The organism is Pseudomonas sp. GW822-FHT02D10 (assembly GCF_058802345.1).
This window is the reverse complement of record NZ_JBXAOB010000005.1, coordinates 140473-163451: the sequence shown is the minus strand read 5'-3', so window position 1 is coordinate 163451 and position 22979 is coordinate 140473. Positions and strand designations below refer to the sequence as shown.

The window sequence follows — 22979 nt, the reverse complement described above, 5'->3', positions numbered from 1 at the left end:
CGCTTCAACGAAAAGTCGCCCTTCGACTGGCGTGAAGACGGCCGCTGTAGTGACTCCAGCCGACACCGTCCGTCTTCCGCCACACGACTTCCGTAAAAGTGAGTTCCGCAAGCTGCGCCAATGCCCCCATGTGGCTCCGAAGCATTGGCTGCATTGCCTGACGAAAACGAATGCAATCGCTCGCCAACTGCAGCAGACAGCTGCACGTACGATAGCGGTATAACAAGCCCCAGAAAAACAGGTCTCGCAGAAAGGTCGCGCAGGCAGCCGCGCTTTCGGTCGGCCAGCTTACTTTGACCGTAACGCGCGGGTGTGGGATTTCGAGGCAGATGGTGGCAGCGGTGATATCTAATCGTGAAGTCGGCGGCTGTGGTGTCAGCGGGATGAAGGTAGGTTGCAGGGCGACACTTTTCTGCGATTGCAGCCGAATCCACTTATGGACGAGGTTCGCGTTGAGGCTGTGGCTCAGTGCAATGTTGGCAATCGAAGCACCGGGCTGGGCGCACTCTTGGATGACTTGGGCTTTGAAGGATTTGGAATAGGAACGGTGTTGTGGCTGCATGAAAGACCCGCTTAAAAGTCTAGAAATGGTGCCCACTTAAAATTTAAGTGCACACCATGTCTTGGCTTTGCAGGGCGGGCTAGATGACTTCGCCGGACGGATACCGGACGCTTACCTTGAATTGACGTCAAACACTTCCGTTTGCTCCAAATTTTGGAAAGCCACGGCGTAATTTCAAGTAACCATCTATAAGCCAGGTTATTTTTCCAGTCTTTGTTGAGCGAGCAGTTGTAGCTCAACCTCAACAGAGCAATCACTCAATTGGAATCAGCAAGTCGTCGATCTCAGCCTCACCACCCCTCGCACGCAAAGCGGCTTCGACCTCCCTAGCCATTTGCGACCATTTGATGGTGGCCGCCTCTTCACTCCCGAACTCGCTGAGCTTCCCGAGACCTCGTAGAATCCAAGGTAGGAAATTGCCCACAACGCTGTTTATGAACGACACAAAGTCCTCAAACATCGTCTCAACGGTGTCCGGCTTCGCCGTAGAGCTCTTCTTGCGTAGGGCTTCAAAGACTTGGCGTAAATCCATACGCGATAGCAAGTTCTCCAGCATCTCCTCAATGTTTGAGGCCTTGACCACGTTCCTGTGCTTAGCCCCTGAGAAAATTTTTGTCAACGTTTCGTTAGACTGTTCGGGAACATCGTTAAACCGCTCCAGCAGATCACTGTAAAGCGCTGCCTGAGTTTCAAAAGATTCCTCGGTCAGGTATTGCACCATTAGCCGACAGGTTCCAGGCGAAAAGCCGCTCAGATTGGCAGCCTTGCCAAAGTCTGTGAGTCGGATTGGGCTGTTCATGACAGCCATTGCACCACCAGCCTGTTGGTCATCCAAAATTTTACTAACGGTCTCACACAGAATTCGACGTACGTTATCCTCACCACCGGTCTGCCCAGCGTATGAGGCATCCGTCAAATCCGACACGATATCATCAGCGTCGGGGTTCTCTCCGATGCACGCGAGCAGTTGCGCGCTGAGTGTTGCCTCTAGCAGTTTTTGCCCTTGGGGGGGAGTTTCATCCCATTCGCTACCAAGCGTGGACACGAGCGGCGAGGACGCAAACATGACTTCCTCCAAGCGATGCTTGTTTTGCTGGCGCAGTTTCAAAGATGGAGGGCCCATCAAGTTTTCGAAGAGAATCGTGTCGCCCTCAGTAAAGGCACCAGCTCTCCCGCAGCGTCCCGCAATGTTACGGAAAGTCATCGACTTCATTGCCGTGCCATCGTCACGCATACTGCTGAGCCAGTGACCAACGATAGTCCACCTGAATGGAAGATCCGCTCCTTCGGCGAGAGTAGTAGTCGCGCAAACCACGGAGAGCGCACGCGCCCGGATTAGTTTCTCTATGTCACGGCGTACATCAAAGGGAAGAGATGCGTTGTGGTACGCAACGCCACGCCGAAGACAATCAGCAAGGAAGTTTAAATACGGATAGCGTGTGAGGATGCTTTCTGCTGTCTCTAGAACTACGTCGTTCTCAACAGATTCTCGATCTTCCATTAGTCCATGAGCAAGCAGCCGAGTGTCCAATTTTCGTGAGCACACGATCAGCCCGGGCGAACCCAGTCGAGTCAAAAGGTCGCGTGCTATCGAGCCAAGATTGGCGGCCGCACTCTTCTCGTTAACAATCGGAAACTTCCCCGGTCGGATTTGTCCAGGAAGTTTGACTTTGATAGGTTCAGATACGGTAGAGGTGGGTATCTCGTCCGAGGGGCGGAGCGCGTCGTTCCCGTGAATCCAGTACATATCCCCGTTCGCAAGGCACATAGCCAATCGGCGAGCGGTAGGTCGCCAGCCAATTTGGTGTAGGTCGCGTTGTGCTACGCCAAGCCATGTGCAAACTCGCTGCGGCTCAGTCAATACAGCTGACAGCCCTATGATGCGAATCTTTGGGTTGCTTCGCTGAAGCAACCGAAGGCGGGAAACCAAGCCCTCCACGCGGGCACCCCGAACTCCATTCTCCAGAATATGAATCTCGTCGAAGACGACCGTGCGTAGTCGATCAAGGTTTTCACCAAAACGAAGCCACCCGTCAAACCGTTCAGGCGTAGCGACGACAACCTCACTCTCGGCGAAGCTGTTCAAGGCTTCAGATTGGAAACCACCAAACATAGAAACTAAAGATATCTCGTCGCCAAGACGTTTCCGAAGTGAGTCCTTCACTTGCTCCCCAACCGCGACAAACGGCGCTACATAGACACAAAGGCCATCACCCTCTAAATCGGCAGCTATACAAGCTTCAGCAACAAAAGTCTTTCCCGTGCTCGTGGGAAGCGTTAGGAGGGTGTTGCGCCCGTGATTGGCAATTCGTTTCTTGTTCAAAAGAATGTGTTGCGGGGGCAGCATTGTCACCGTACCCGCCCGAATGGAGTGCCGGATAAACCATCTTGGAATTTCGGGCGCGTCGTCGAGAAGATTAACGGTTGCTAATCGTTTTGCTTGGTAGGCCGCCACCCGTCCTCCCAGCAAGAGTGCGCCTTCCGCCATAGTTCCTGCCATTGCAGCTTCAGTGAAGAGCGCAAGCGCAGACTTGAATGCTCGGGTACGCGTCTGCCTCTTAGAGCTACGCAGGGCGCGGAACCACCAGAAACGAAACTTCTCGAAGTTCCGGTTGTTCGAAATATATCGAACAGCCCTACTGGAGGGGTCGCATATGGCTGCGACCATACGGAATACCAAGCTTTCCTTGGTATAGCCTGAGGACACATCAGAAAGCGCAGCTCGCGCGCTGGGAAAGTTGCCATGCATCGCAAAGGCAAGAGCAGCATGAAATGACAAGTCATCAAGGTCAGCAACTTTCGGCGGACTTATTCCGCGTCGCAGGTGTTGAGCAGTCGATTGCAAGATGCGGGCTGCGGCAACAAGAGGTCGCGCGCTGTGCTCATCATCTAGCGTCTCAAGTACGTCGAGGTCTACGCGAACTTGGAATGCGCTTATGCACTTAAGTGCGGTCGAGACATCAAAAGGATCTGCGGTCGGCCACGTTGGTTCAACCCCTCTCGCCTTCGCTGCAGATGAGGCAGCGCTTTCGAGGAATCTGATTGAAGCAGGGAGGGCGCTCATGGCATCGTAGTTCCGTTGTTAGAGAGATGCACAAGGCAATTCGTGAGCGTGCTTATCGCAATGCTCCAGGGCTCAATGGTCTGCTTACCCCACCCTTGTTGTTGAATCTTCGCGGCAACATCGTCTAGAGCTTCAATAGCCGCCACATCCCCGACTCCACGATCGTGAACCAACGTAGGTAGCAGCCTGATGCCTTTGCAGTCCTTCGCCTCAGGCATAAAAAGCTTACCGACTCGCTCAAGCGCGTCGTCATCAAACTCGTGTACTTCCATCAGGTAGCCTTGGAGCCAATTGAGCCTCTGACCTAGCGACCCTGCGACCGTTGTTTTCCCCAAGAGTTTTTCGTAGTCATCAACTAGTGCAGTCGCGTAGGTCAACTTGACGGCGCCGGTAGTCTTGACCTCCATGATGTAAAGGCAGTCCTTACTCTCGTCGCCCTTTGGGTCCAAGTGGACAATAGTGACGTCCAGCCCCGTCGGGGCACCATCTTGCAGCGGTGTCAGGGCTCCCATAAGCGCCAATGTGTACCCGTTGCCTTTCCCATACAACCCACTAGCACGCGCAACTTTGTAAGACAGGAATTCGCCAAGGTTGCCCTTTCGACCGGTCGTAAGCTTCGTGATTTTGGGTGGCCAGTTTTTGGTCACCCTTGTGAGCTCACTGTGTATCCATTGGTAAAACGCGGCACAATCGGGATTGCCCCGAACGAGCTGAATCTGCCATCCATTGGATGACTTCGAAGGTGAACTAGTGAAGGTCATCGGCATCTCACTTCCTGTTTTAATGCATGGCCGTTGCTGCCTAAGCAAGACCTCCTGCCGCTATGTTAGCGCAGCCGTCGCTGGCTGTTGATAGGCAATAATGGAAGCATTCATTAGTCAGTGCCGACCGTTAAGGTCAGGTTGGGCGGCTGAATCGTATACACAGGCTATTTCCTCCGGAGGTGACACTATTCGGTAGATGTAGATCGAAGCTGACCTTCAAGTATCCAAGCCCGAACGGACACCCAAATAAGCTCCTGAGGCCGGCCTCTCGCCATGTTTCTTCTCAGAGTCCGCTTCGGGCTGTGGATTCAACCAGTAGATGCAACACAACTAAATTTTCTGTAAGCCCTCCCCCCGCTACGCTTTCGACTCATCGATTGGGGTCGAAACGATGTCCACTGTATTTCGCTACCTGATGTCCTCGAACGGCTGTACCAAAACCAGCTGGCCCTAAAGGCTGCCCTAATGGAGTTGACCTTGAGGGCTGAGAGTTAAGGTATCGACGGATACTGGCGACAATGTCCGCGATGACCCAGTTCGTCAGATACAAATCTCAGACTATGCGTTCGCGGGCAAAATGGCATAATATGCCAATAATTGGAAAACATGTTTGCCCAAAGCTGGAGCTAACTATGGCGACGCGAAACGTTGTGCTCACCCCTCACCAGGAACAGGTTATCCAGGACCTGGTGCAGTCCGGCCGTTATCAAAATGCCAGCGAAGTGATGCGAGAAGGTTTGCGCCTATTGGAACAGCGCGTCGCCGAAGACACCGCCAAAATTGAGGCCCTGCGCCAAGCGACCTCGATCGGCATCATGGACCTTGAGCACGGGCGCTTTACTCAGTTGAACGAAGGGGATCTGAAGCACTACCTCGAGGGCTTGAGCCTGGAGGCAACGATTCCCGCAAGAGAGAAACACTGAGCATGTCGCAGTATCGGATTTCCAACGCGGCGCGCGCCGACATTGTCGACATCCTCAGGCTCTCCCAGACGCAGTTCGGCGATCAAGCACGCCAGCGCTACCAGGCGCTGATCCTCTCGGCGCTGCAAGCTATTGCCGGCACGCCTTATCGCATTGGCAGCCACGACCGTGATGAGCTTGCACCGGGCCTTCGCAGCTATCACCTCATCTATTCACGCCAGCAGGCCAAACACCCCCATGGAATGGTCAAAAGCCCACGCCATATCGTGTTTTATCGCGTGGCAAGCGACGACGTGATCGAGGTCGTCAGACTCCTTCATGACGCCATGGAAGTGCAACTGCACCTGCCCAACGATTGATCACCGACCCGGCCCAAAGGCTTAACTGGCCATGAACAGCGAAAGTAAGCCTCCCCTATACATCTCAACCTGAGCGCCCTCGCTGTCAGCCGACTCGGCGGCCAATTGAAGCGGGAGGTTCTGGGTCCGACCGGACTATCGAGACCCACGACCAGAAACACGATGTTCAACTTTGCGTACCACTTTCAATGCTGAACAAACGCTTCCTAGGCGTTTTCCGTGGCCAGGCGCCTGGCATTACGCTCCAGCTGCCGATGGACACGCGGATCGATGCCCCTAGCGACCAGTGCCCTGGCAACATCACGCAGAGCGCGAGCATCTCGTAAGCTAATTTCAGGATAGGTACCGAGAGAAATACGGGGTTGCTTATCCGCCCAGGAAAAGCGGAAGTGCCAGCACTTGGCGCCTTTCGTATTCACGAAAAGGGCGAGGCCGTTGTAGTCAGGGAGGGTGTAGTCCTTAGCACGGGGTTTGGCGTGTCGGACCGAGGTATCGGTGAGAGCCATCGTACAATCTCCGTCTCGTTTGGATGGAGGAGATTTGTACGGTTTCCAGAGAGGCGAGTCCCACGAAAAAGTGATCTACCAAGCGCCGGATTAATGTACTAAAAAATGTACTAAAAAAACGTGAATGGTAGTGTTTTCGAGTGGAGCTTACTGGAACTAAAAAAGAGGCCGAAGCCTCTTTTTTAAGTCTCTACAGATCTCAATAGAAACCCGTAAAACAATAATTGGAGCGGGAAACGAGACTCGCATCTAGCGTCCGACCCATTGAAATCTATAGGGTTTCTTTTATTCCTGAAACAGGAATGGACTTGATTCTGGACTGGTTTTTTAAGTGTATCAATAGCAAAAAAGGGGATGATTTCTCACCGAGAATTCGCCATCTGGTACCACGCTCTCCTTCCCCTCCTAACGGGTCAATTCGCCCCTGGCTACTATCGGCCAATATCCAAACGAGCCCTTCCGTCCAGCGCAAGCCCGTGGTCAGCTTTTCCGAACTCGCATTGAATATGCGCAAAGCGCCTGCTCGGCGTCCTGCCCTGCCCGCTCCGCTTTTATCGCTCAGCGACAAAAACTGCCTAACGAATTGCGAAATATCTATCTCTTGATCGATCCTGCCCTGCCTGCAAGCGATGCCCACCGTGCCCGCCATACATTGAATGACCTGTCCGCGAGATTGCCCTTCCCTTTTTTATCACCTTCCGACCAGAAACTCATTTCAGACTCTTGCACTGTCGGTATTATGGTATACCATCATACGCACAGACATCTCTCACCCCGCATACGGAGCAGCTCATGAGTTTCGAAATCCGCAAGATCGTCAGCTACGTCGACGAAACCTTTATCGAAGGCGGCAAGGCCGCCGATAAGCCCGTGACCATGGTCGGTCTGGCCGTGGTGATGAAGAACCCCTGGCTGGGCCGCGGCTTCGTCGAAGACCTGAAACCGGAAATTCGCGCCAACTGCTCCGACCTCGGCGCATTGATGGTCGAGCGCCTGGTGTCGATCATCGGCGGCGCCGAGAAGATCGAGGCTTACGGCAAGGCGGCCGTCGTTGGCGCCGATGGTGAAATCGAGCACGCCTCCGCCGTCATCCACACCCTGCGCTTCGGCAACCATTACCGCGAAGCGGTTAAAGCCAAGAGCTACCTGAGCTTTACCAATAAACGCGGTGGTCCGGGCACCTCGATCCAGATTCCGATGATGCACAAGGATGACGAAGGCCTGCGTTCGCACTACATCACTCTGGAAATGCAGATCGAAGATGCACCGCGCGCCGACGAAATCGTCGTGGTCCTGGGTTGCGCCGATGGCGGCCGCCTGCACCCACGCATCGGCAACCGCTACATCGATCTGGAAGAACTGGCTGCCGAGAAAGCCCAGTAATTCCGGTGAGAGCCACTACAACAAAAAGGCATGCAGGAGCGCTCCATGATTCGGCTCACCGCTGAACGCACCCCGGCTGGCACCAGTTACCTGGCGACCGGCCAAGGCCAGCCTGTAGTTTTGATCCACGGCGTGGGCCTGAACAAAGAAATGTGGGGCGGCCAGGTTGTTGGCCTGGCCACGAAGTACCGCGTGATTGCCTACGACATGCTCGGCCATGGCGCCAGCCCGCGCCCGGAAAGCGGCACTCCCCTGCTCGGCTATGCCGATCAGTTGCTGGACCTGCTCGACCACCTGCAGTTGCCTCAGGCGACGGTGATCGGCTTTTCCATGGGCGGGCTGGTGGCCCGGGCTTTTGCCTTGCATTACCCGCAACGCTTGCAAGGCCTGGTGGTGCTCAACAGTGTGTTCAATCGCAGCGCCGAACAGCGCGCCGGGGTCATCGCACGCACTGCTCAGGCTGCCGAACACGGACCGGATGCCAATGCCGAGGCCGCCCTGTCACGCTGGTTCAGCCGCGAATACCAGGCTGCCAATCCGGCGCAGATCGCGGCCCTTCGCCAGACCTTGGCCGGTAATGATCCGCAAGGTTACCTGACCACCTATGAGCTGTTCGCAACCCAGGATATGTACCGCGCTGATGACTTGGGCAGCATTCAGGTACCGACACTGGTCGCCACCGGTGAGCTGGATCCGGGCTCGACACCGGAAATGGCCCAGCAACTGGCCGAACGAATTCCAGGTGCCACCGTTGCCGTGCTCGCCGAGCAGCGGCATATGATGCCCGTAGAATCGCCGCGCCTGGTCAACCAGCTGTTGCTGGAATTTCTCGACACGGCAAACGCCCGACAAAACCAAATAAAGGGGATCGTTGCATGACACTCGCACGCTTCCAGATGTGCATCGGTGGTGAATGGGTCGATGCCCTCTCCGGCAAGACTTTTGAAAGTTTGAACCCGGCCCTGGCTCAAGCCTGGGCTGAATTGCCCGATGCTGACGAAGCCGATGTCGAGCGCGCCGTGCAGGCTGCGCAGACGGCTTTCGACAGCCCGGCCTGGCGCGGCCTCACCGCCACCGCTCGCGGTAAGTTGCTGCGTCGCCTCGGCGACCTGATCGCCGAAAACAAGGAGCAACTGGCGCAGCTGGAAAGCCGCGACAACGGCAAGCTGATTCGCGAAACCCGTGGTCAGGTCAGCTACTTGCCGGAGTTCTTCCACTACACCGCGGGCCTGGCGGACAAGCTCGAAGGCGGCACCCTGCCATTGGACAAGCCGGATCTGTTTGCCTACACGGTGCACGAAGCCATGGGCGTGGTCGCCGCGATCATTCCCTGGAACAGCCCGCTTTACCTGACCGCCATCAAACTCGCCCCGGCTCTGGCGGCGGGCAATACCATCGTAATCAAACCGTCGGAACACGCCTCGGCGACTATTCTCGAGCTGGCCCGTCTGGCACTGGAGGCGGGCATCCCGCCGGGTGTGGTTAACGTCGTCACCGGTTACGGCCCAAGCACCGGCGCGGCCCTCACCCGTCATCCGCTGGTACGCAAGATCGCCTTTACCGGCGGTGCCGCGACAGCGCGGCACGTGGTGCGCAGCAGCGCCGAGAACTTCGCCAAACTGTCGCTGGAACTGGGGGGTAAATCGCCGAACATCATTTTCGCTGACGCTGACCTCGACAGCGCGATCAACGGCGCCATCGCCGGGATCTACGCCGCCTCCGGCCAGAGCTGCGTCTCCGGCTCGCGGCTACTGGTTCAGGACGAAATCTACGACCAGTTCGTTGAACGCCTGGTGGAACGTGCCAAGCGTATCCGCATCGGCAACCCCCAGGATGACGCCAGCGAAATGGGCCCCATGGCCACTGCGCAGCAACTGGCTGTCGTCGAAGGACTGGTGGCCGATGCAATCGCCGAAGGCGCGCATCTGAGGCTGGGCGGCAAACGTCCGCAGAACCTGGGCGACGGCTGGTTCTACGAGCCGACGCTGTTCGAATGCGACAGCAACACGATGAAGATCATGCAGGAAGAAGTCTTCGGTCCGGTGGCCTCGGTCATTCGTTTCAAGGATGAAGCCGAAGCCCTGGCGATTGCCAACGACTCGCAGTTCGGCCTCGCCGCCGGTATCTGGACCCGTGACCTGGGTCGTGCCCACCGCCTGGCCCGAGACGTACGCTCCGGGATCATCTGGGTCAACACCTACCGTGCCGTATCGGCCATGGCACCGATCGGCGGCTTCAAGAACAGCGGCTATGGACGCGAGAGCGGCATCGATTCGGTGCTGGCCTACACCGAGCTGAAAACGGTGTGGATCAACCTCTCCCAGGCACCGATGCCTGACCCCTTCGTGATGCGCTAAGAGGCCACCGACATGATCGAACCCGGCATTTATAAAGACGTCATGAGCTCGTTCCCTTCCGGGGTCACGGTGGTCACCACCCTGGACCTGGATGGCGGCATCGTCGGCATTACCGCCAGTGCTTTCAGTGCACTGTCGATCGATCCGGCGCTGGTGCTGTTCTGCCCCAACTATGCCTCCGACACTTACCCGATCCTGCGCGACAGCAAGCAGTTCGCGATTCATCTGCTGTCTGCCGACCAGACCGCCGAGGCCTACGCGTTTGCCGGTAAAGGCAAGGACAAGGCCAAGGGCATCGACTGGCACCTGAGCGCTCTGGGCAACCCGCTGCTGGGTAATGCCACGGCGATCATCGAGTGCGAACTGTGGCGCGAGTACGACGGCGGAGATCACGCGATCATCGTCGGCGCGGTGAAGAACCTGATTCTGCCCGAGCAGCCGGTGACACCGATGATCTACCACAAAGGCAAGTTGGGCCCCCTGCCCGCCCTGGCCTGATGCTTTTCTTCCGGGCCGCGCACCGTCACCCGTGCGGCCCCTTATTATTTTTTTGGGAGCCGGCATGAGCCCAGCAGCCTCGCAACTGTTCCGCCAGCAGGCCTATATCGACGGCCAATGGCTGGATGCGCCGGACGGCGCCTGTCAGGACATCTTCAACCCGGCCACCGGTGAGCGCATCGGCCAGGTGCCGAACCTTGGCACCACCCACGCCCGCCAAGCCATTGCCGCCGCCAACAAGGCCTGGCCAGCCTGGCGCGCGCTGATCGCCAAGGAACGCAGCACCCTGCTCAAGCGCTGGCACGCGCTGATACTGGAGAATGTCGATGCGTTGGCAGAAATCCTGACCCTCGAACAAGGCAAGCCACTGGCCGAAGCCAAGGGTGAAATCCTCTATGCCGCGAGCTTCATCGAGTGGTTCGCCGAAGAAGCCAAACGCATCTACGGCGACACCATTCCCAGCCACAAAGGTGATGCGCGCATCGTTGTCAGCAAAGAGCCGATTGGCGTGGTTGCGGCCATCACTCCGTGGAATTTCCCGGCGGCGATGATCACCCGCAAGGCTGGCCCGGCCTTGGCTGCCGGGTGCCCGTGCATCGTCAAACCGGCACCGGAAACCCCGTTCTCGGCCCTGGCCATGGCGGTGCTGGCGGAACAGGCGGGGATTCCACCGGGCATTTTCAATGTGATCACTGGCGACGCCGTGGCCATCGGTGCTGAGCTCACCGCCAGTCCTTTGGTGCGCAAGCTGTCGTTCACCGGTTCCACCGCCATCGGCAAGCTGTTGATGGCGCAGTGCGCGCCGACGCTGAAGAAGGTATCGCTGGAACTGGGGGGAAATGCTCCCTTCATCGTCTTCGACGACGCCGACCTGGAGTGTGCGGTGGACGGTGCGCTGATTGCCAAATTCCGCAACGCCGGACAAACCTGCGTCTGCGTCAATCGCTTCCTGGTGCAGGCTGGCATTCACGATGCGTTCGTTGCCCGGCTGGCCGAGCGTGTAGCGCAACTGAAAGTGGGCAGTGGTTTCGACAGCGGCATCACTCAGGGCCCACTGATCAACGAGCGCGCCGTGGCCAAGGTCGAAGACCATGTACAAGACGCCCTCGCCCACGGTGCGCAATTGCTCTGCGGCGGTGAACGCCATGCCCTCGGCCACGGCTTTTTCCAACCAACGGTGCTGGCCGGCGTGACGTCTTCGATGAAAGTCGCCCAGGAAGAAACCTTTGGCCCGCTGGCCGCCATGTTCCGCTTCGACACTGAGGTCGAGGTGATTCACATGGCCAACGACACCGAATTCGGTCTTGCCGCCTATTGCTACACCCGCGATCTGGGCCGTGCCTGGCGCATGAGCGAAGCCTTGGAATACGGCATGGTCGGGATCAACGAAGGGCTGATTTCCACCGAAGTCGCGCCGTTTGGCGGTATCAAGTTCTCGGGCCTGGGCCGCGAAGGTTCCAAGTACGGCATCGAGGATTATCTGGAACTCAAATACACCCTGATGGGCGGACTTGAAGATCTCGGGAGCACACGGCGATGAGCAACGAGAAATATGAACAAGGGCTGAAAATCCGCACCCAGGTATTGGGCGAAGCCTATGTGAACCGCGCCATAGAAAACGCCGACGACTTCACCCGGCCTCTTCAGGAGATGGTCACCGAGTACTGTTGGGGCCACGTCTGGGGCCGTGAGGGTTTGTCGCTTAAAGAACGCAGCATGATAAACTTGGCGATGATTTCGGCGCTCAATCGGCCTCACGAACTCAAGCTGCATATTCGCGGCGCCTTGCGTAACGGGCTGAGTCGTGAACAAATACGTGAAATTCTGCTTCAGGTCGGTATTTATTGCGGTGTTCCCGCTGCCGTAGACAGTTTCCGGCTTGCCCGTGAAGCCTTCGCCGAAACCGATGCCGAGGCCTCCAGTTAACCCTTGGCTGTTTTGATGACCTGAGCACAATGATCCTGGATCAAAGTGCTCTTTTTGCATGGACAGCCACACTCAGAGCGGACCCCATGAAACGCCTGCCACTCGACGACAGCTTCAAGGTCAATCGCAACCCCATTACCCTGCGCGAAATCGTGCTGGATAAACTGCGAAGCGCCATCATGAACTTCCAGCTCCTGCCGGGAGACCGTCTGGTCGAGCGCGATCTGTGCGATCGCCTGGGCGTCAGCCGCACTTCCGTACGCGAAGCCTTGCGCCACCTGGAGTCCGAAGGTCTGGTGGAGTTCGCCGACGCCAAGGGGCCTCGGGTCGCGATCATTACCCTCTCCGATGCCGGCGACATCTATGAGCTGCGTTGCGTGCTTGAAGGCCTGATCGTCCAGCTGTTCACCCTGCGCGCCAAGGCCAAGGACATCAAGGCCCTGGAAAAAGCACTTGAGGAAAACCGCAAGGCCCTCAAGGACGGCGAACTGCAACAGGTCATCGACTCGGTCCAGGGCTTCTACGACGTACTCCTCGAAGGCTCCGGCAACCATGTCGCGGCGACCCAACTGCGCCAGTTGCAGGCCCGCATCAGCTACCTGCGGGCGACCTCGGTGTCCCAGGAAAACCGTCGAGGTGTCAGCAACCAGGAAATGGAACGCATCGTCGAAGCGATCAAGAGCGGCGATCCCCTGGCCGCCCACCAGGCCTCGGTCGATCACGTGCGCGCCGCAGCCAAGGTCGCGCTGGATTACCTCAAGCGCAAGCAGGAAGAGCCCGGTGAAGTCCCAGAGATCACCCTGCCCATCGCCCTCAAAGAACCGCGCATAGGTCGCTGAAGATGTTCAGCCCGAGTTTTTGTCCAAAGTGCGGCAGCAATGACCTTAGGTCTCAGCTACCGCCGGGCGATACGCACGAGCGCCTGACGTGCCGCGGCTGCGGCTACATCCATTACGTCAATCCGAAAATCATTGCCGGCTGCATCATCGAGCAGGATGGCAAGTATTTGCTGTGTCAGCGCGCCATCCCGCCGCGCCCTGGCACCTGGACCTTGCCGGCGGGGTTTATGGAAGGTGGCGAGACCACCGAGCAGGCGGCGCTGCGCGAGGTCTGGGAAGAGAGCGGCGTGCGCGCAGAAATACTCTCGCCGTACTCAATCTTCAGCGTGCCGAAGATCAGCGAGGTGTACATCATCTTTCGCGCCACCGCGTTGGAGATCACCGGCCAATACGGCCCGGAAACCCTCGACTACAAATTCTTCGCGCCTGAGGACATTCCCTGGGACAGCATCTACTACCCGGCTATCCGGCAGATCCTCGAACGCTATATCGAGGAGCGCCAGGCCGGCGTTTACGGCATCTACATCGGCAACGACGACAGCGGCAAAATCCACTTTATCCGCTGATCCCGCCGCGTCCCGACTTCAGGGCGCAACCCCTTCGACAATGATCACCTCGGCCCGAGCCACGCCCGCGCGGTGCCGTTTCGCCTCCTGATATTGCTCGGACTGGTAGCAGGCCAGCGCCTGCTCGTAAGAGTCGAACTCGATGACCACGCTACGTTGCGGCGTCGGCCTGCCTTCCAGCGCTTCGCTGCGTCCACCCCTGGCCAGCATTCGCCCGCCATACAAAGCAAAGGCCGCCGGCGCTCGCTGAGTGTAATGGAGGTATTGATCGGGGTCGGTGACATCCACATGAGCAATCCAGTACGCCTTCATAGTGACCTCTCGGTTTGTTTTGTATTATGGTATACCACAAATATTTCCATCAGACACTGAGAGTCCCAGCATGGCCTTCAACAGCATCGAAGAAATCATCGAAGATTATCGCCTCGGCAAAATGGTACTGCTGGTCGACGATGAGGACCGGGAAAACGAAGGTGACCTGTTGCTGGCCGCCGACTGTTGCACACCCGAGGCCATCAGCTTCATGGCCCGTGAAGCCCGCGGCCTGATCTGCCTGACCTTGACCGACGAGCACTGCAAACGCCTCGGGCTGGAACAGATGGTGCCGAGCAACGGCAGCGTATTCAGCACCGCGTTCACCGTGTCTATCGAAGCCGCCGTCGGCGTGACCACCGGCATCTCTGCCGCCGACCGGGCGCGCACCGTCGCGGCCGCTGTCGCCGCCGACGCGGGGCCCACCGACCTTGTGCAACCCGGCCACATCTTTCCCTTGCGCGCCAAGGAAGGCGGCGTGCTGACTCGCGCCGGCCATACCGAGGCCGGTTGCGACCTGGCACGACTGGCCGGTTTCACACCGGCCTCGGTGATTGTCGAAGTGATGAATGATGACGGCACCATGGCGCGCCGTCCGGACCTCGAAGTGTTCGCGCGCAACCACGGGATCAAGATCGGCACCATCGCCGACCTGATTCACTATCGCCTCAGCACCGAACACACCGTGGTGCGCATCGGCGAACGTGAGCTGCCGACAGTACATGGCACCTTCCGCCTGATCACCTTTGAGGACCGCATCGAAGGCGGCGTGCACATGGCGATGGTCATGGGTGAGTTGCGCCATGACGAACCAACGCTGGTGCGTGTGCATGTGATCGACCCGCTGCGCGACCTGGTGGGTGCCGAATACAACGGCCCCTCCAACTGGACATTGTGGGCCGCGCTGCAACGGGTGGCCGAAGAAGGTCGCGGCGTGGTGGTCGTTCTGGCCAATCATGAATCGTCCCAGGCTCTGCTCGAGCGCGTCCCCCAACTGACCCAGCCGCCACGGCAGTTCAGTCGCTCGCAATCGCGGATCTATTCTGAAGTGGGTACCGGGGCACAGATTCTGCAAGATCTCGGCATAGGCAAGCTGCGTCATCTGGGTCCACCGTTGAAATACGCTGGCTTGACCGGTTACGACCTGGAAGTGGTGGAGAGCATCCCCTTCACCGAATGATCCCGGGGCTTATCCCTGTAACCCGCGCAAGCCGCTGCCCGTCGGCCTGACGGCACAAAAACCCGCTTTTGGCTGATAGCCGGTACGGCAAAATGCTTGCACAAAGCTTGGAATACCATAATATGATATTCCATAGACCGGACGCGTTAGCCAAGTGCCCCCGCCAGGGAAAGCACCAATAACAGCCCTTGGCACGGTCGCCTTTAGAGGCCAGATGGACCTACTGCTCCCGATAGGCGGGCACTACAAAGCCCGCTCAAAAACACAACAAATGAGGGCGTGAAAATGGTGTTGAACAAACGTGTAACCGCAGTACTGTTCGCGGGTTTACTGGCCACGGCCAGTCACGTGGCAATGGCGGCTGAAAGCGTCAACTTCGTCAGCTGGGGTGGTAGCACTCAGGATGCGCAGAAGCAGGCCTGGGCCGATCCGTTCAGCAAGACCAGCGGTATCACCGTGGTCCAGGACGGCCCCACCGACTACGGCAAACTCAAAGCCATGGTCGAAAGCGGCAACGTGCAGTGGGACGTTGTCGACGTCGAGGCGGACTTCGCTTTGCGCGCAGCGACCGAAGGCTTGCTCGAGCCCCTCGATTTCTCCGTCATCCAGCGCGACAAGATCGACCCGCGATTTGTCTCCGATCACGGCGTAGGTTCGTTCTTCTTCTCCTTCGTCCTCGGCTACAACGAGGGCAAGCTCGGCGCCGGCAAACCCCAGGACTGGTCCGCGCTGTTCGACACCAAGACTTACCCCGGCAAACGCGCCCTGTACAAATGGCCGAGCCCCGGCGTGCTTGAACTGGCCCTGCTCGCCGATGGCGTAGCCGCGGACAAGCTCTACCCGCTGGACCTGGACCGCGCCTTCAAGAAACTCGACACGATCAAGAAAGACATCGTCTGGTGGGGCGGCGGTGCCCAGTCGCAACAGTTGCTGGCCTCTGGCGAAGCCAGCATGGGGCAGTTCTGGAACGGTCGGATCCACGCCCTGCAAGAAGATGGCGCCCCCGTCGGCGTAAGCTGGAAACAGAACCTGGTCATGGCCGACATTCTGGTGATTCCGAAAGGCTCGAAAAACAAGGCCGCAGCCATGAAGTTCCTGGCCAACGCCAGCAGCGCCAAAGGCCAGGCCGACTTCTCCAACCTGACCGCCTATGCGCCAGTCAACGTCGACAGCCTGGCGCGCCTGGATTCGGTGCTGGCCCCTAACCTGCCGACTGCCTACGCTAAGGATCAGATCACTCTTGATTTCGCGTACTGGGCCAAGAACGGTCCAGCCATCGCGACACGGTGGAACGAATGGCTGGTCAAATGAAAATGACGGCCACTGCGTCCCGTCAATCAACACCGACCGGGAGCGCCCTTGGCGCTGCCGGGGCGGTTCCCGGCAAGGCGGCTGTGATGAAGCACTCCCCTTCACTGGCACAGCGCTGGCGTGGTGCGGGCAACCTGATCCCCGCACTGCTGTTCCTTGGCCTGTTCTTTATGGCGCCGTTGATCGGTTTGCTGTTGCGTGGCGTGCTTGAGCCGGAGCCGGGTCTGGGCAACTACCAGCAGCTGTTCGCCAACTCGGCCTATACCAGGGTCTTGCTCAACACCTTCTCGGTGGCCGGACTGGTGACCCTGTTCAGCCTGCTGCTGGGCTTCCCCCTGGCCTGGGCGATCACGTTGGTTCCCCGTGGCTGGGGCCGCTGGATCCTCAACATCGTGATGCTATCGATGTGGACCAGCCTCTTGGCCCGGACTTATTCCTGGCTGGTGCTGTTGCAAGCCTCCGGAGTGATCAACAAAACGTTGATGGCGATGGGCATCATCGATCAGCCGCTGGAGATGGTGCATAACCTGACCGGCGTGGTAATCGGCATGAGCTACATCATGATCCCGTTCATAGTCTTGCCGCTGCAGGCCACCATGCAGGCCATCGACCCGATGATCCTGCAGGCCGGCTCGATCTGCGGTGCCAGCCCCTGGACCAACTTCTTCCGGGTGTTCCTGCCGCTGTGCCGGCCGGGTCTGTTCTCCGGCGGTCTGATGGTGTTCGTGATGTCCCTTGGGTACTACGTCACCCCGGCGCTGCTGGGTGGCGCGCAGAACATGATGCTGCCGGAATTCATCATTCAGCAGGTGCAGTCGTTCCTCAACTGGGGCCTGGCGAGCGCCGGCGCCGCGTTGCTGATCGTCATCACGCTGGTGTTGTTCTACTTCTACCTGAAGCTTCAGCCGGAATCCCCGGTTGGCGCCAGCAATGCGAGGTAAGCCGTCATGCTCCTGACCCCCAACGCCATGAGCCGACGCATGCGTCTCGGTCTCTATTTCACCACCGGGCTGATCGCGCTGTTCCTGCTGTTGCCGATCGTGTTCATCGTGCTGCTGTCCTTCGGCTCCTCTCAGTGGCTGGTCTTCCCGCCGCCAGGCTGGACGCTGAAATGGTACGGCCAATTCTTCTCCAACGCCGACTGGATGAACGCGGCCATGGCCAGCCTCAAGGTCGCGGTACTGACCACTGTCTTTGCCGTGGCGCTGGGCCTGCCAACTGCCTTCGCCCTGGTGCGCGGCCGTTTCCCGGGACGGGAAATGCTCTACGGCCTGTTCACCCTGCCGATGATCGTACCGCTGGTGATCATTGCGGTAGCGGTGTACGCGCTGTTTCTCAAACTGGGCTACACCGGGACGATGTTCGCCTTCGTCGTCAGCCACGTGATCGTCGCATTACCGTTCACCATCATCTCGATCATCAACTCGCTAAAGCTGTTCGATCAGTCGATTGAAGATGCCGCGGTGATCTGTGGCGCTTCACGTCTGCAGGCTGTGTTCAAGGTGACCTTTCCGGCGATTCGTCCGGGCATGGTAGCCGGTGCGCTGTTCGCCTTCCTGGTGTCGTGGGATGAGGTGGTGCTGAGCGTGATGATGGCCAGCCCGACCCTGCAAACCCTTCCGGTAAAAATGTGGACCACCCTGCGCCAGGACCTGACGCCCGTGATCGCCGTCGCCTCGACGCTGCTGATCGGCCTCTCGGTACTGGTCATGGTGATCGCCGCCGCCCTGCGCCGGCGCAATAAAATCAGCGCCTGAGCGCCTAGGAGTACGACATGAGTGCCGTGATCAAAGACCCCGCGCAGCAGAACGACAAACCCCTGGTCAGCCTGCGCAACCTGAACAAGCACTACGGCGATTTTGCCGCCGTGGACAACATCTCGCTGGACATCAAGGATGGCGAATTCCTGACCTTCCTCGGCTCCAGTGGCTCCGGCAAAAGCACCACCCTGTCGATGCTCGCCGGCTTCGAAACGCCGAGCAGCGGCGAGATCCTGGTCAACGGCCAGTCGCTGGTCAACGTGCCGCCGCACAAGCGTGACATCGGCATGGTGTTCCAGCGCTACTCGCTGTTCCCGCACCTGTCGGTGCGCGACAACATCGCCTTCCCCCTCGCCATCCGCAAGCTGGCCGCCAGCGAGCGCGAACGTCGGGTCGATGCGATGCTCAAGCTGGTACAACTCGAACAGTTCGCCCATCGCCGCCCCTCGCAACTCTCCGGTGGCCAGCAACAACGGGTAGCGATCGCCCGGGCGCTGGTCTATGAACCGCGCATCCTGTTGATGGACGAACCCCTCGGCGCCCTGGACAAAAAACTGCGTGAAGACTTGCAGGACGAACTGCGTCAACTGCATCGGCGTCTGGGCATCACCATCGTCTACGTGACCCACGACCAGGAAGAAGCCATGCGTTTGTCCCAGCGCATCGCGATCTTCAGCCACGGCAAGATCGTTGGTCTGGGCAGTGGCTACGAGCTGTACCAGAACCCGCCGAATGCCTTTGTTGCTTCGTTCCTCGGCAACTCCAACTTCCTCAAGCTCAAGGCTCAGGGCAACGCTGTGGCCGGTTTCGAAGGCCAGTCATTGTCGATCCGCCTGACCCCTGGCCTGCACACCGACCAGGACGTGCTGCTGATGGTCCGCCCAGAAAAAGCCCTGGCCCTGAGTGTCGAGCAAGCCAGCCAAGAACCCTTGTCGGCAGGCTGGAACGAAGTCTCGGCCAAGGTCGTGGAAGTGCTGTTTCTCGGTGAAAGCCAGACTTGCAGCGTAGTGACTTCGGGCGGCACCTCCATGACCGTCAAGGCCCTCTCTGCCGCAGGCATGCCTCTAAAAGCCGGCGATCCGGTGCGTGTACGCTGGGCCACAGCCGATGCTTGCGTGTACACCCAATGGGCCGAGAGCGATCTGAACAAGGCCGCTGGCGCCCACTGATCCGGCCTCGCAAAAAGCGCTTGCAAACGATGTATTACGGTATACCATCAGACCAATATAATCATAAAAGCCGTCGTACAACGCCAGAGGACCATCCAATGATCGATGCAGCCGTCTACAAACAAGTCATGGGTTCGTTCCCGTCCGGAGTGACTGTGATCACCACTTTGGATGACGATGGGCAAATCGTTGGTCTGACCGCCAGCGCGTTCAGCTCGCTGTCGATGGACCCGGCCCTGGTGCTGTTCTGCCCCAACTACAGTTCGGATTCCTACCCCGTACTGATCAAGAACAAACGCTTCGCCATCCATGTGCTTTCCGGTGGTCAGCAGAACGAAGCCTATGCCTTCGCCCGTAAAGGCAAGGACAAGGCGCAAGGGATCGAATGGACGTTGAGCGCTCTGGGCAACCCGCTGCTGAGCAACGCCACGGCGATCATCGAGTGCGAACTGTGGCGCGAATATGAAGGCGGCGATCACGCGATCATGGTCGGTGCTGTGAAGAACCTGATCGTGCCGCACCACACGGCTGGCCCGCTAGTGTACTGCCACGGCAAGATGGGCGCTCTGCCCGTCCTCGCCTGAACCGACAGCCAATAACAAAGATTTGAGGTAAGCGTCATGAAATTTTCCCTGTTCGTGCACATGGAACGTTGGGACGAGAGCGTCAGCCATCGGCAGTTGTTCGAGGACCTGAGCGAACTGACCCTGATGGCCGAGGCCGGGGGCTTCAGCACGGTCTGGATCGGCGAACACCACGCCATGGAATACACCATCTCGCCAAGCCCGATGCCGCTGCTGGCCTATCTGGCTGCCAAAACCACCACCATTCACCTCGGCGCTGGCACCATCATTGCGCCGTTCTGGCATCCGTTGCGGGTTGCCGGCGAATGCGCGCTGCTGGACGTGATCAGTAACGGTCGAATGGAAGTCGGCCTGGCCCGTGGCGCCTATCAGGTGGAGTTCGATCGCATGGCCGGCGGCATGCCCGCCTCCTCCGGTGGTCAGGCGCTGCGGGAGATGGTCCCGGTGGTGCGTGCCCTATGGCAGGGCGATTACGCCCACGACGGCGAGATCTGGAAATTCCCGACCTCCACCAGCGTGCCCAAGCCAATACAGAAGCCCAACCCGCCGATGTGGATCGCCGCCCGCGATCCGGACTCGCACAACTTCGCGGTGGCCAACGGCTGCAACGTCATGGTCACGCCGCTGATGAAGGGCGACGAAGAAGTCCTCGACCTGAAGAACAAGTTTCAGGCTGCGCTGGACAACAACCCGGACGTGCCGCGCCCACAATTGATGGTGCTGCGTCACACCCACGTCCATGCGGTCGACGACCCTGAGGGCTGGAAAGTCGGCGCCAAGGCGATCTCGAAATTCTACCGCACCTTCGATGCCTGGTTCGGCAACAAGGAAGTGCCGGTCAACGGCTTCCTGGCGCCGAGCCCGGAAGAAAAATTCGCCGGCCGGCCGGAGTTCGAACTGGAGAGCATCCACAAGAGCGCCATGATTGGCACCGCGGAAGAAATCATCCCGCGCATCAAGTACTACCAGGAACTGGGTGTCGACGAGTTCAGCTTCTGGTGCGACAACAGCCTGCCCCACGCGGAGAAGAAAAAATCCCTGGAGTTGTTTATCAAACAGGTGGTGCCGGCGTTTCGCTGAGACGCTGCAAAACTGCGTTCGCCCTGATGGCGAACGCAAGCTCCCTAGTGTCAGAAAGTCCTTCGGGGGCAGCGGTTTTTCCCGCTGCCCCGTTCTATGATGTCGGCCGGTTGATCAACCTTGCGCCACCTCTCGGACCTGATACGGAGATCCCATGTCCTGTGTTCCCGCCTTTACCGATTTTCTGCTGACTCATCTGCAACAAGAAGAACGCAAACGCATTCTCAAATCAATCGTCGTCACCGTAGCGCCGGAGCTGTGGCTGAGCCTGGAGTCGGCAGCGCTGCTGGACATCCATCGTGATCGGTTCGGTCTCGGTGGCCAGCTGGATGATTGTGAAGCGTTCAAGCCGGACAGCGCCCTGCCTGACCGCATCAACGTTCCCCGTTGGCTGATCGCCGCCGAACGGCGCAAGGTCGATATCTGGGTCGAGGACAGCTATGGCGAAGCACCGTCGAAAGCTATCGAGTTCAAGATCGTTCACAACAACAAGAACGCTTACGACAAAATCAAGGGCATTCGTAAAGACCTGATCAAGCCCATTCCCTCGACTAAGCCCAACGAAATCATCGAGCGCTGGGGCATCGTACTGCTGGTCTACTCACGCTTTTACCAGGACCAGCAGGGTGGCTACAGCTATGGAAAATTCGCGACCTGCGAAGAGTTCCTGAACACCTTCAGCGAAAGCCTGAGCGATAGCGCTTCCCGATACGCAACAGCTCCCCAGCTTGAGCTGGCCATGGCACCGACCCTGGTGACCGATCTGTGCGACGCCAACTACATCGTTCCTGGCAATGGTGCGGGGGTGTATATGGCACTGGTCAAACCCAGACAGGCTGCACTCGCTTCTCTGTAACCGTGCTGGCTGCGCCAAATTCGGCGCAGCTCTTGCCCCTCCTATCGATCGTTTCTCGACACTCAAGGTGAGATCACATGCCAGGCATTGCCATGGATACCATTATCGAATTCCAGCAAAGAATCGCTCGGTTCAACCCTGTCTACGTGCAGCACTGGAGCGACTGGTTGAACACCCCGAATCAGCGCCGCCCTCATGAACTGAAACTGACACTAGGCCGTTGGCAAGCCTGCCGGGGCAATCCCATGAGGCAGCTTGCAACCACAGGTGCAACGGTTCACCCCGCCCCTTATATAGATGATCTTTTTGCTCAGGCACTGCCCTATGCTCAGACCCTGATCGGGTTCGACATGGCCAACCCGGACTCTTTCAATCCGCAATCCATTCATGCCCTGCATGAGCTTTGGAATAACTTCGAAAGATTGTCCTATGAGCGCAACAACCCGGCTCGCAAGAAAAAGGCTCCACGCCAAGGGCTGGCCGGAGTGGTCGGGATTTCCAAGGCCACCATGCTGGTCACCAATGGCCGCGTCGGCCCCGCCTTTGACTCAAGAGTCCGTGATGGTTTGCAACTCAAAGGCAAAATTGAAAGTGCTGGCGACTGGATCAACGCCTTGCGTGCAGCCTCGAAAGACATCAGCGACTTTGAAAAAAACAATAAGACCACCTTACAAATTGCCTCCGGTCTCGATCTTCCTGCCGGACGTATCTACGACATGGCTTTGGGACCGAAGAAGGTCTAAAACTGTTCGATAAAGTGGAATACAAAATGCGTAAGACCAGAAAGGCTGTCGAACAGGATTTCAGACAGCTCATTTACGTTCAGGAAAACTGATGCAGGTCAGATCTGACAAGCCGCTGAAAACGCCGGGACCAAACCCGGCGCTCTCTGGTCCTCTCTGCTCTCAATGGTGCTCGGCCAAGTCCATGTCCTACACATCCCCGTCGGCGCGCAAGCCGACGTAGACAGTGCCCCTGGC

General features: G+C 58.4%; 24 protein-coding genes. 19 read left to right on the top strand and 5 right to left on the bottom strand.

The window, feature by feature from the left end:
• Positions 1 to 4 precede the first annotated feature (4 nt).
• The 3 genes from tnpA to AC1RPZ_RS10535 all read right to left on the bottom strand — a co-directional run bounded on the left by tnpA (position 5) and on the right by AC1RPZ_RS10535 (position 4393).
• Positions 5 to 562 (bottom strand): IS66-like element accessory protein TnpA, encoded by a 558-nt coding sequence (tnpA, locus tag AC1RPZ_RS10545; protein WP_493136977.1) that lies wholly within the window; start codon positions 560 to 562, stop codon positions 5 to 7.
• 253 nt (positions 563 to 815) lie between these two features.
• On the bottom strand, positions 816 to 3407 hold the full coding sequence (locus tag AC1RPZ_RS10540; protein ID WP_493136976.1) for a DEAD/DEAH box helicase: 2592 nt from the start codon (positions 3405 to 3407) through the stop codon (positions 816 to 818).
• 215 nt (positions 3408 to 3622) lie between these two features.
• Complete coding sequence (locus AC1RPZ_RS10535) at positions 3623 to 4393, bottom strand: hypothetical protein (RefSeq protein ID WP_461959475.1); 771 nt, start codon at positions 4391 to 4393, stop codon at positions 3623 to 3625.
• Between the two features lie 629 nt (positions 4394 to 5022).
• Between AC1RPZ_RS10535 and AC1RPZ_RS10530 the strand changes: the two genes are divergently transcribed.
• On the top strand, positions 5023 to 5313 hold the full coding sequence (locus tag AC1RPZ_RS10530; RefSeq protein WP_493136975.1) for a type II toxin-antitoxin system ParD family antitoxin: 291 nt from the start codon (positions 5023 to 5025) through the stop codon (positions 5311 to 5313).
• Positions 5314 to 5315: 2 nt separating this feature from the next.
• On the top strand, positions 5316 to 5672 hold the full coding sequence (locus AC1RPZ_RS10525; protein ID WP_493136974.1) for a type II toxin-antitoxin system RelE/ParE family toxin: 357 nt from the start codon (positions 5316 to 5318) through the stop codon (positions 5670 to 5672).
• Between the two features lie 206 nt (positions 5673 to 5878).
• Here the strand turns inward: AC1RPZ_RS10525 and AC1RPZ_RS10520 are convergent, their stop codons facing one another.
• The gene (locus AC1RPZ_RS10520) at positions 5879 to 6178 is read right to left on the bottom strand and encodes an Arm DNA-binding domain-containing protein (RefSeq protein WP_493136973.1); all 300 of its coding nucleotides are present in this window, start codon (positions 6176 to 6178) and stop codon (positions 5879 to 5881) included.
• A gap of 792 nt (positions 6179 to 6970) precedes the next feature.
• Between AC1RPZ_RS10520 and AC1RPZ_RS10515 the strand changes: the two genes are divergently transcribed.
• From AC1RPZ_RS10515 to AC1RPZ_RS10480, 8 genes are all read left to right on the top strand, one after another.
• Positions 6971 to 7561 (top strand): amino acid synthesis family protein, encoded by a 591-nt coding sequence (locus AC1RPZ_RS10515; protein ID WP_493136972.1) that lies wholly within the window; start codon positions 6971 to 6973, stop codon positions 7559 to 7561.
• A gap of 45 nt (positions 7562 to 7606) precedes the next feature.
• Positions 7607 to 8440 carry an alpha/beta fold hydrolase gene (locus AC1RPZ_RS10510; protein WP_493136971.1) on the top strand — a complete coding sequence of 278 codons (834 nt, stop codon included), beginning with the start codon at positions 7607 to 7609 and terminating at the stop codon, positions 8438 to 8440.
• Positions 8437 to 9918, top strand: a complete 1482-nt coding sequence (locus AC1RPZ_RS10505) for an aldehyde dehydrogenase (protein WP_493136970.1) — start codon at positions 8437 to 8439, stop codon at positions 9916 to 9918. The genes AC1RPZ_RS10510 and AC1RPZ_RS10505 overlap by 4 nt, the downstream gene beginning before the upstream one ends.
• A gap of 12 nt (positions 9919 to 9930) precedes the next feature.
• Complete coding sequence (locus AC1RPZ_RS10500; protein ID WP_493136969.1) at positions 9931 to 10416, top strand: flavin reductase family protein; 486 nt, start codon at positions 9931 to 9933, stop codon at positions 10414 to 10416.
• A gap of 64 nt (positions 10417 to 10480) precedes the next feature.
• Complete coding sequence (locus AC1RPZ_RS10495; RefSeq protein ID WP_493136968.1) at positions 10481 to 11956, top strand: NAD-dependent succinate-semialdehyde dehydrogenase; 1476 nt, start codon at positions 10481 to 10483, stop codon at positions 11954 to 11956.
• Positions 11953 to 12342: a 4-carboxymuconolactone decarboxylase gene (gene pcaC / locus AC1RPZ_RS10490; RefSeq protein WP_401117971.1), complete on the top strand. Its 390-nt coding sequence runs from the start codon at positions 11953 to 11955 to the stop codon at positions 12340 to 12342. Before AC1RPZ_RS10495 ends, pcaC begins: the two co-directional genes overlap by 4 nt.
• 86 nt (positions 12343 to 12428) lie before the next feature.
• Positions 12429 to 13181 (top strand): GntR family transcriptional regulator, encoded by a 753-nt coding sequence (locus tag AC1RPZ_RS10485; RefSeq protein WP_493136967.1) that lies wholly within the window; start codon positions 12429 to 12431, stop codon positions 13179 to 13181.
• Between the two features lie 2 nt (positions 13182 to 13183).
• Positions 13184 to 13747, top strand: coding sequence for an NUDIX hydrolase (locus AC1RPZ_RS10480; RefSeq protein WP_493136966.1), 564 nt, complete (start codon positions 13184 to 13186; stop codon positions 13745 to 13747).
• 18 nt (positions 13748 to 13765) lie between these two features.
• On the opposite strand, the gene AC1RPZ_RS10475 is transcribed toward AC1RPZ_RS10480, so the two are convergent.
• Positions 13766 to 14059 (bottom strand): DUF1330 domain-containing protein, encoded by a 294-nt coding sequence (locus AC1RPZ_RS10475; protein ID WP_493136965.1) that lies wholly within the window; start codon positions 14057 to 14059, stop codon positions 13766 to 13768.
• Between the two features lie 70 nt (positions 14060 to 14129).
• Here AC1RPZ_RS10475 and ribBA point away from each other — a divergent pair, with 70 nt between their 5' ends.
• From ribBA to AC1RPZ_RS10430, 9 genes are all read left to right on the top strand, one after another.
• The gene (gene ribBA, locus AC1RPZ_RS10470; RefSeq protein ID WP_493136964.1) at positions 14130 to 15239 is read left to right on the top strand and encodes a bifunctional 3,4-dihydroxy-2-butanone-4-phosphate synthase/GTP cyclohydrolase II; all 1110 of its coding nucleotides are present in this window, start codon (positions 14130 to 14132) and stop codon (positions 15237 to 15239) included.
• Between the two features lie 285 nt (positions 15240 to 15524).
• The gene (locus AC1RPZ_RS10465) at positions 15525 to 16550 is read left to right on the top strand and encodes an ABC transporter substrate-binding protein (RefSeq protein WP_493136963.1); all 1026 of its coding nucleotides are present in this window, start codon (positions 15525 to 15527) and stop codon (positions 16548 to 16550) included.
• Positions 16547 to 17491 (top strand): ABC transporter permease, encoded by a 945-nt coding sequence (locus tag AC1RPZ_RS10460; protein ID WP_493137156.1) that lies wholly within the window; start codon positions 16547 to 16549, stop codon positions 17489 to 17491. Before AC1RPZ_RS10465 ends, AC1RPZ_RS10460 begins: the two co-directional genes overlap by 4 nt.
• Positions 17492 to 17497: 6 nt before the next feature.
• Positions 17498 to 18307 (top strand): ABC transporter permease, encoded by an 810-nt coding sequence (locus AC1RPZ_RS10455; protein WP_493136962.1) that lies wholly within the window; start codon positions 17498 to 17500, stop codon positions 18305 to 18307.
• A 17-nt stretch (positions 18308 to 18324) separates the two neighbouring features.
• Positions 18325 to 19479: an ABC transporter ATP-binding protein gene (locus AC1RPZ_RS10450; protein WP_493136961.1), complete on the top strand. Its 1155-nt coding sequence runs from the start codon at positions 18325 to 18327 to the stop codon at positions 19477 to 19479.
• A 98-nt stretch (positions 19480 to 19577) separates the two neighbouring features.
• The gene (locus AC1RPZ_RS10445) at positions 19578 to 20063 is read left to right on the top strand and encodes a flavin reductase family protein (protein ID WP_493136960.1); all 486 of its coding nucleotides are present in this window, start codon (positions 19578 to 19580) and stop codon (positions 20061 to 20063) included.
• 36 nt (positions 20064 to 20099) lie between these two features.
• Positions 20100 to 21143 (top strand): LLM class flavin-dependent oxidoreductase, encoded by a 1044-nt coding sequence (locus AC1RPZ_RS10440; protein WP_493136959.1) that lies wholly within the window; start codon positions 20100 to 20102, stop codon positions 21141 to 21143.
• A gap of 154 nt (positions 21144 to 21297) precedes the next feature.
• A complete protein-coding gene (locus tag AC1RPZ_RS10435) occupies positions 21298 to 21999 on the top strand; it encodes a hypothetical protein (RefSeq protein ID WP_493136958.1) in 702 nt (233 codons plus the stop codon).
• 77 nt (positions 22000 to 22076) lie between these two features.
• The gene (locus tag AC1RPZ_RS10430) at positions 22077 to 22742 is read left to right on the top strand and encodes a hypothetical protein (protein WP_493136957.1); all 666 of its coding nucleotides are present in this window, start codon (positions 22077 to 22079) and stop codon (positions 22740 to 22742) included.
• Positions 22743 to 22979 lie beyond the last annotated feature (237 nt).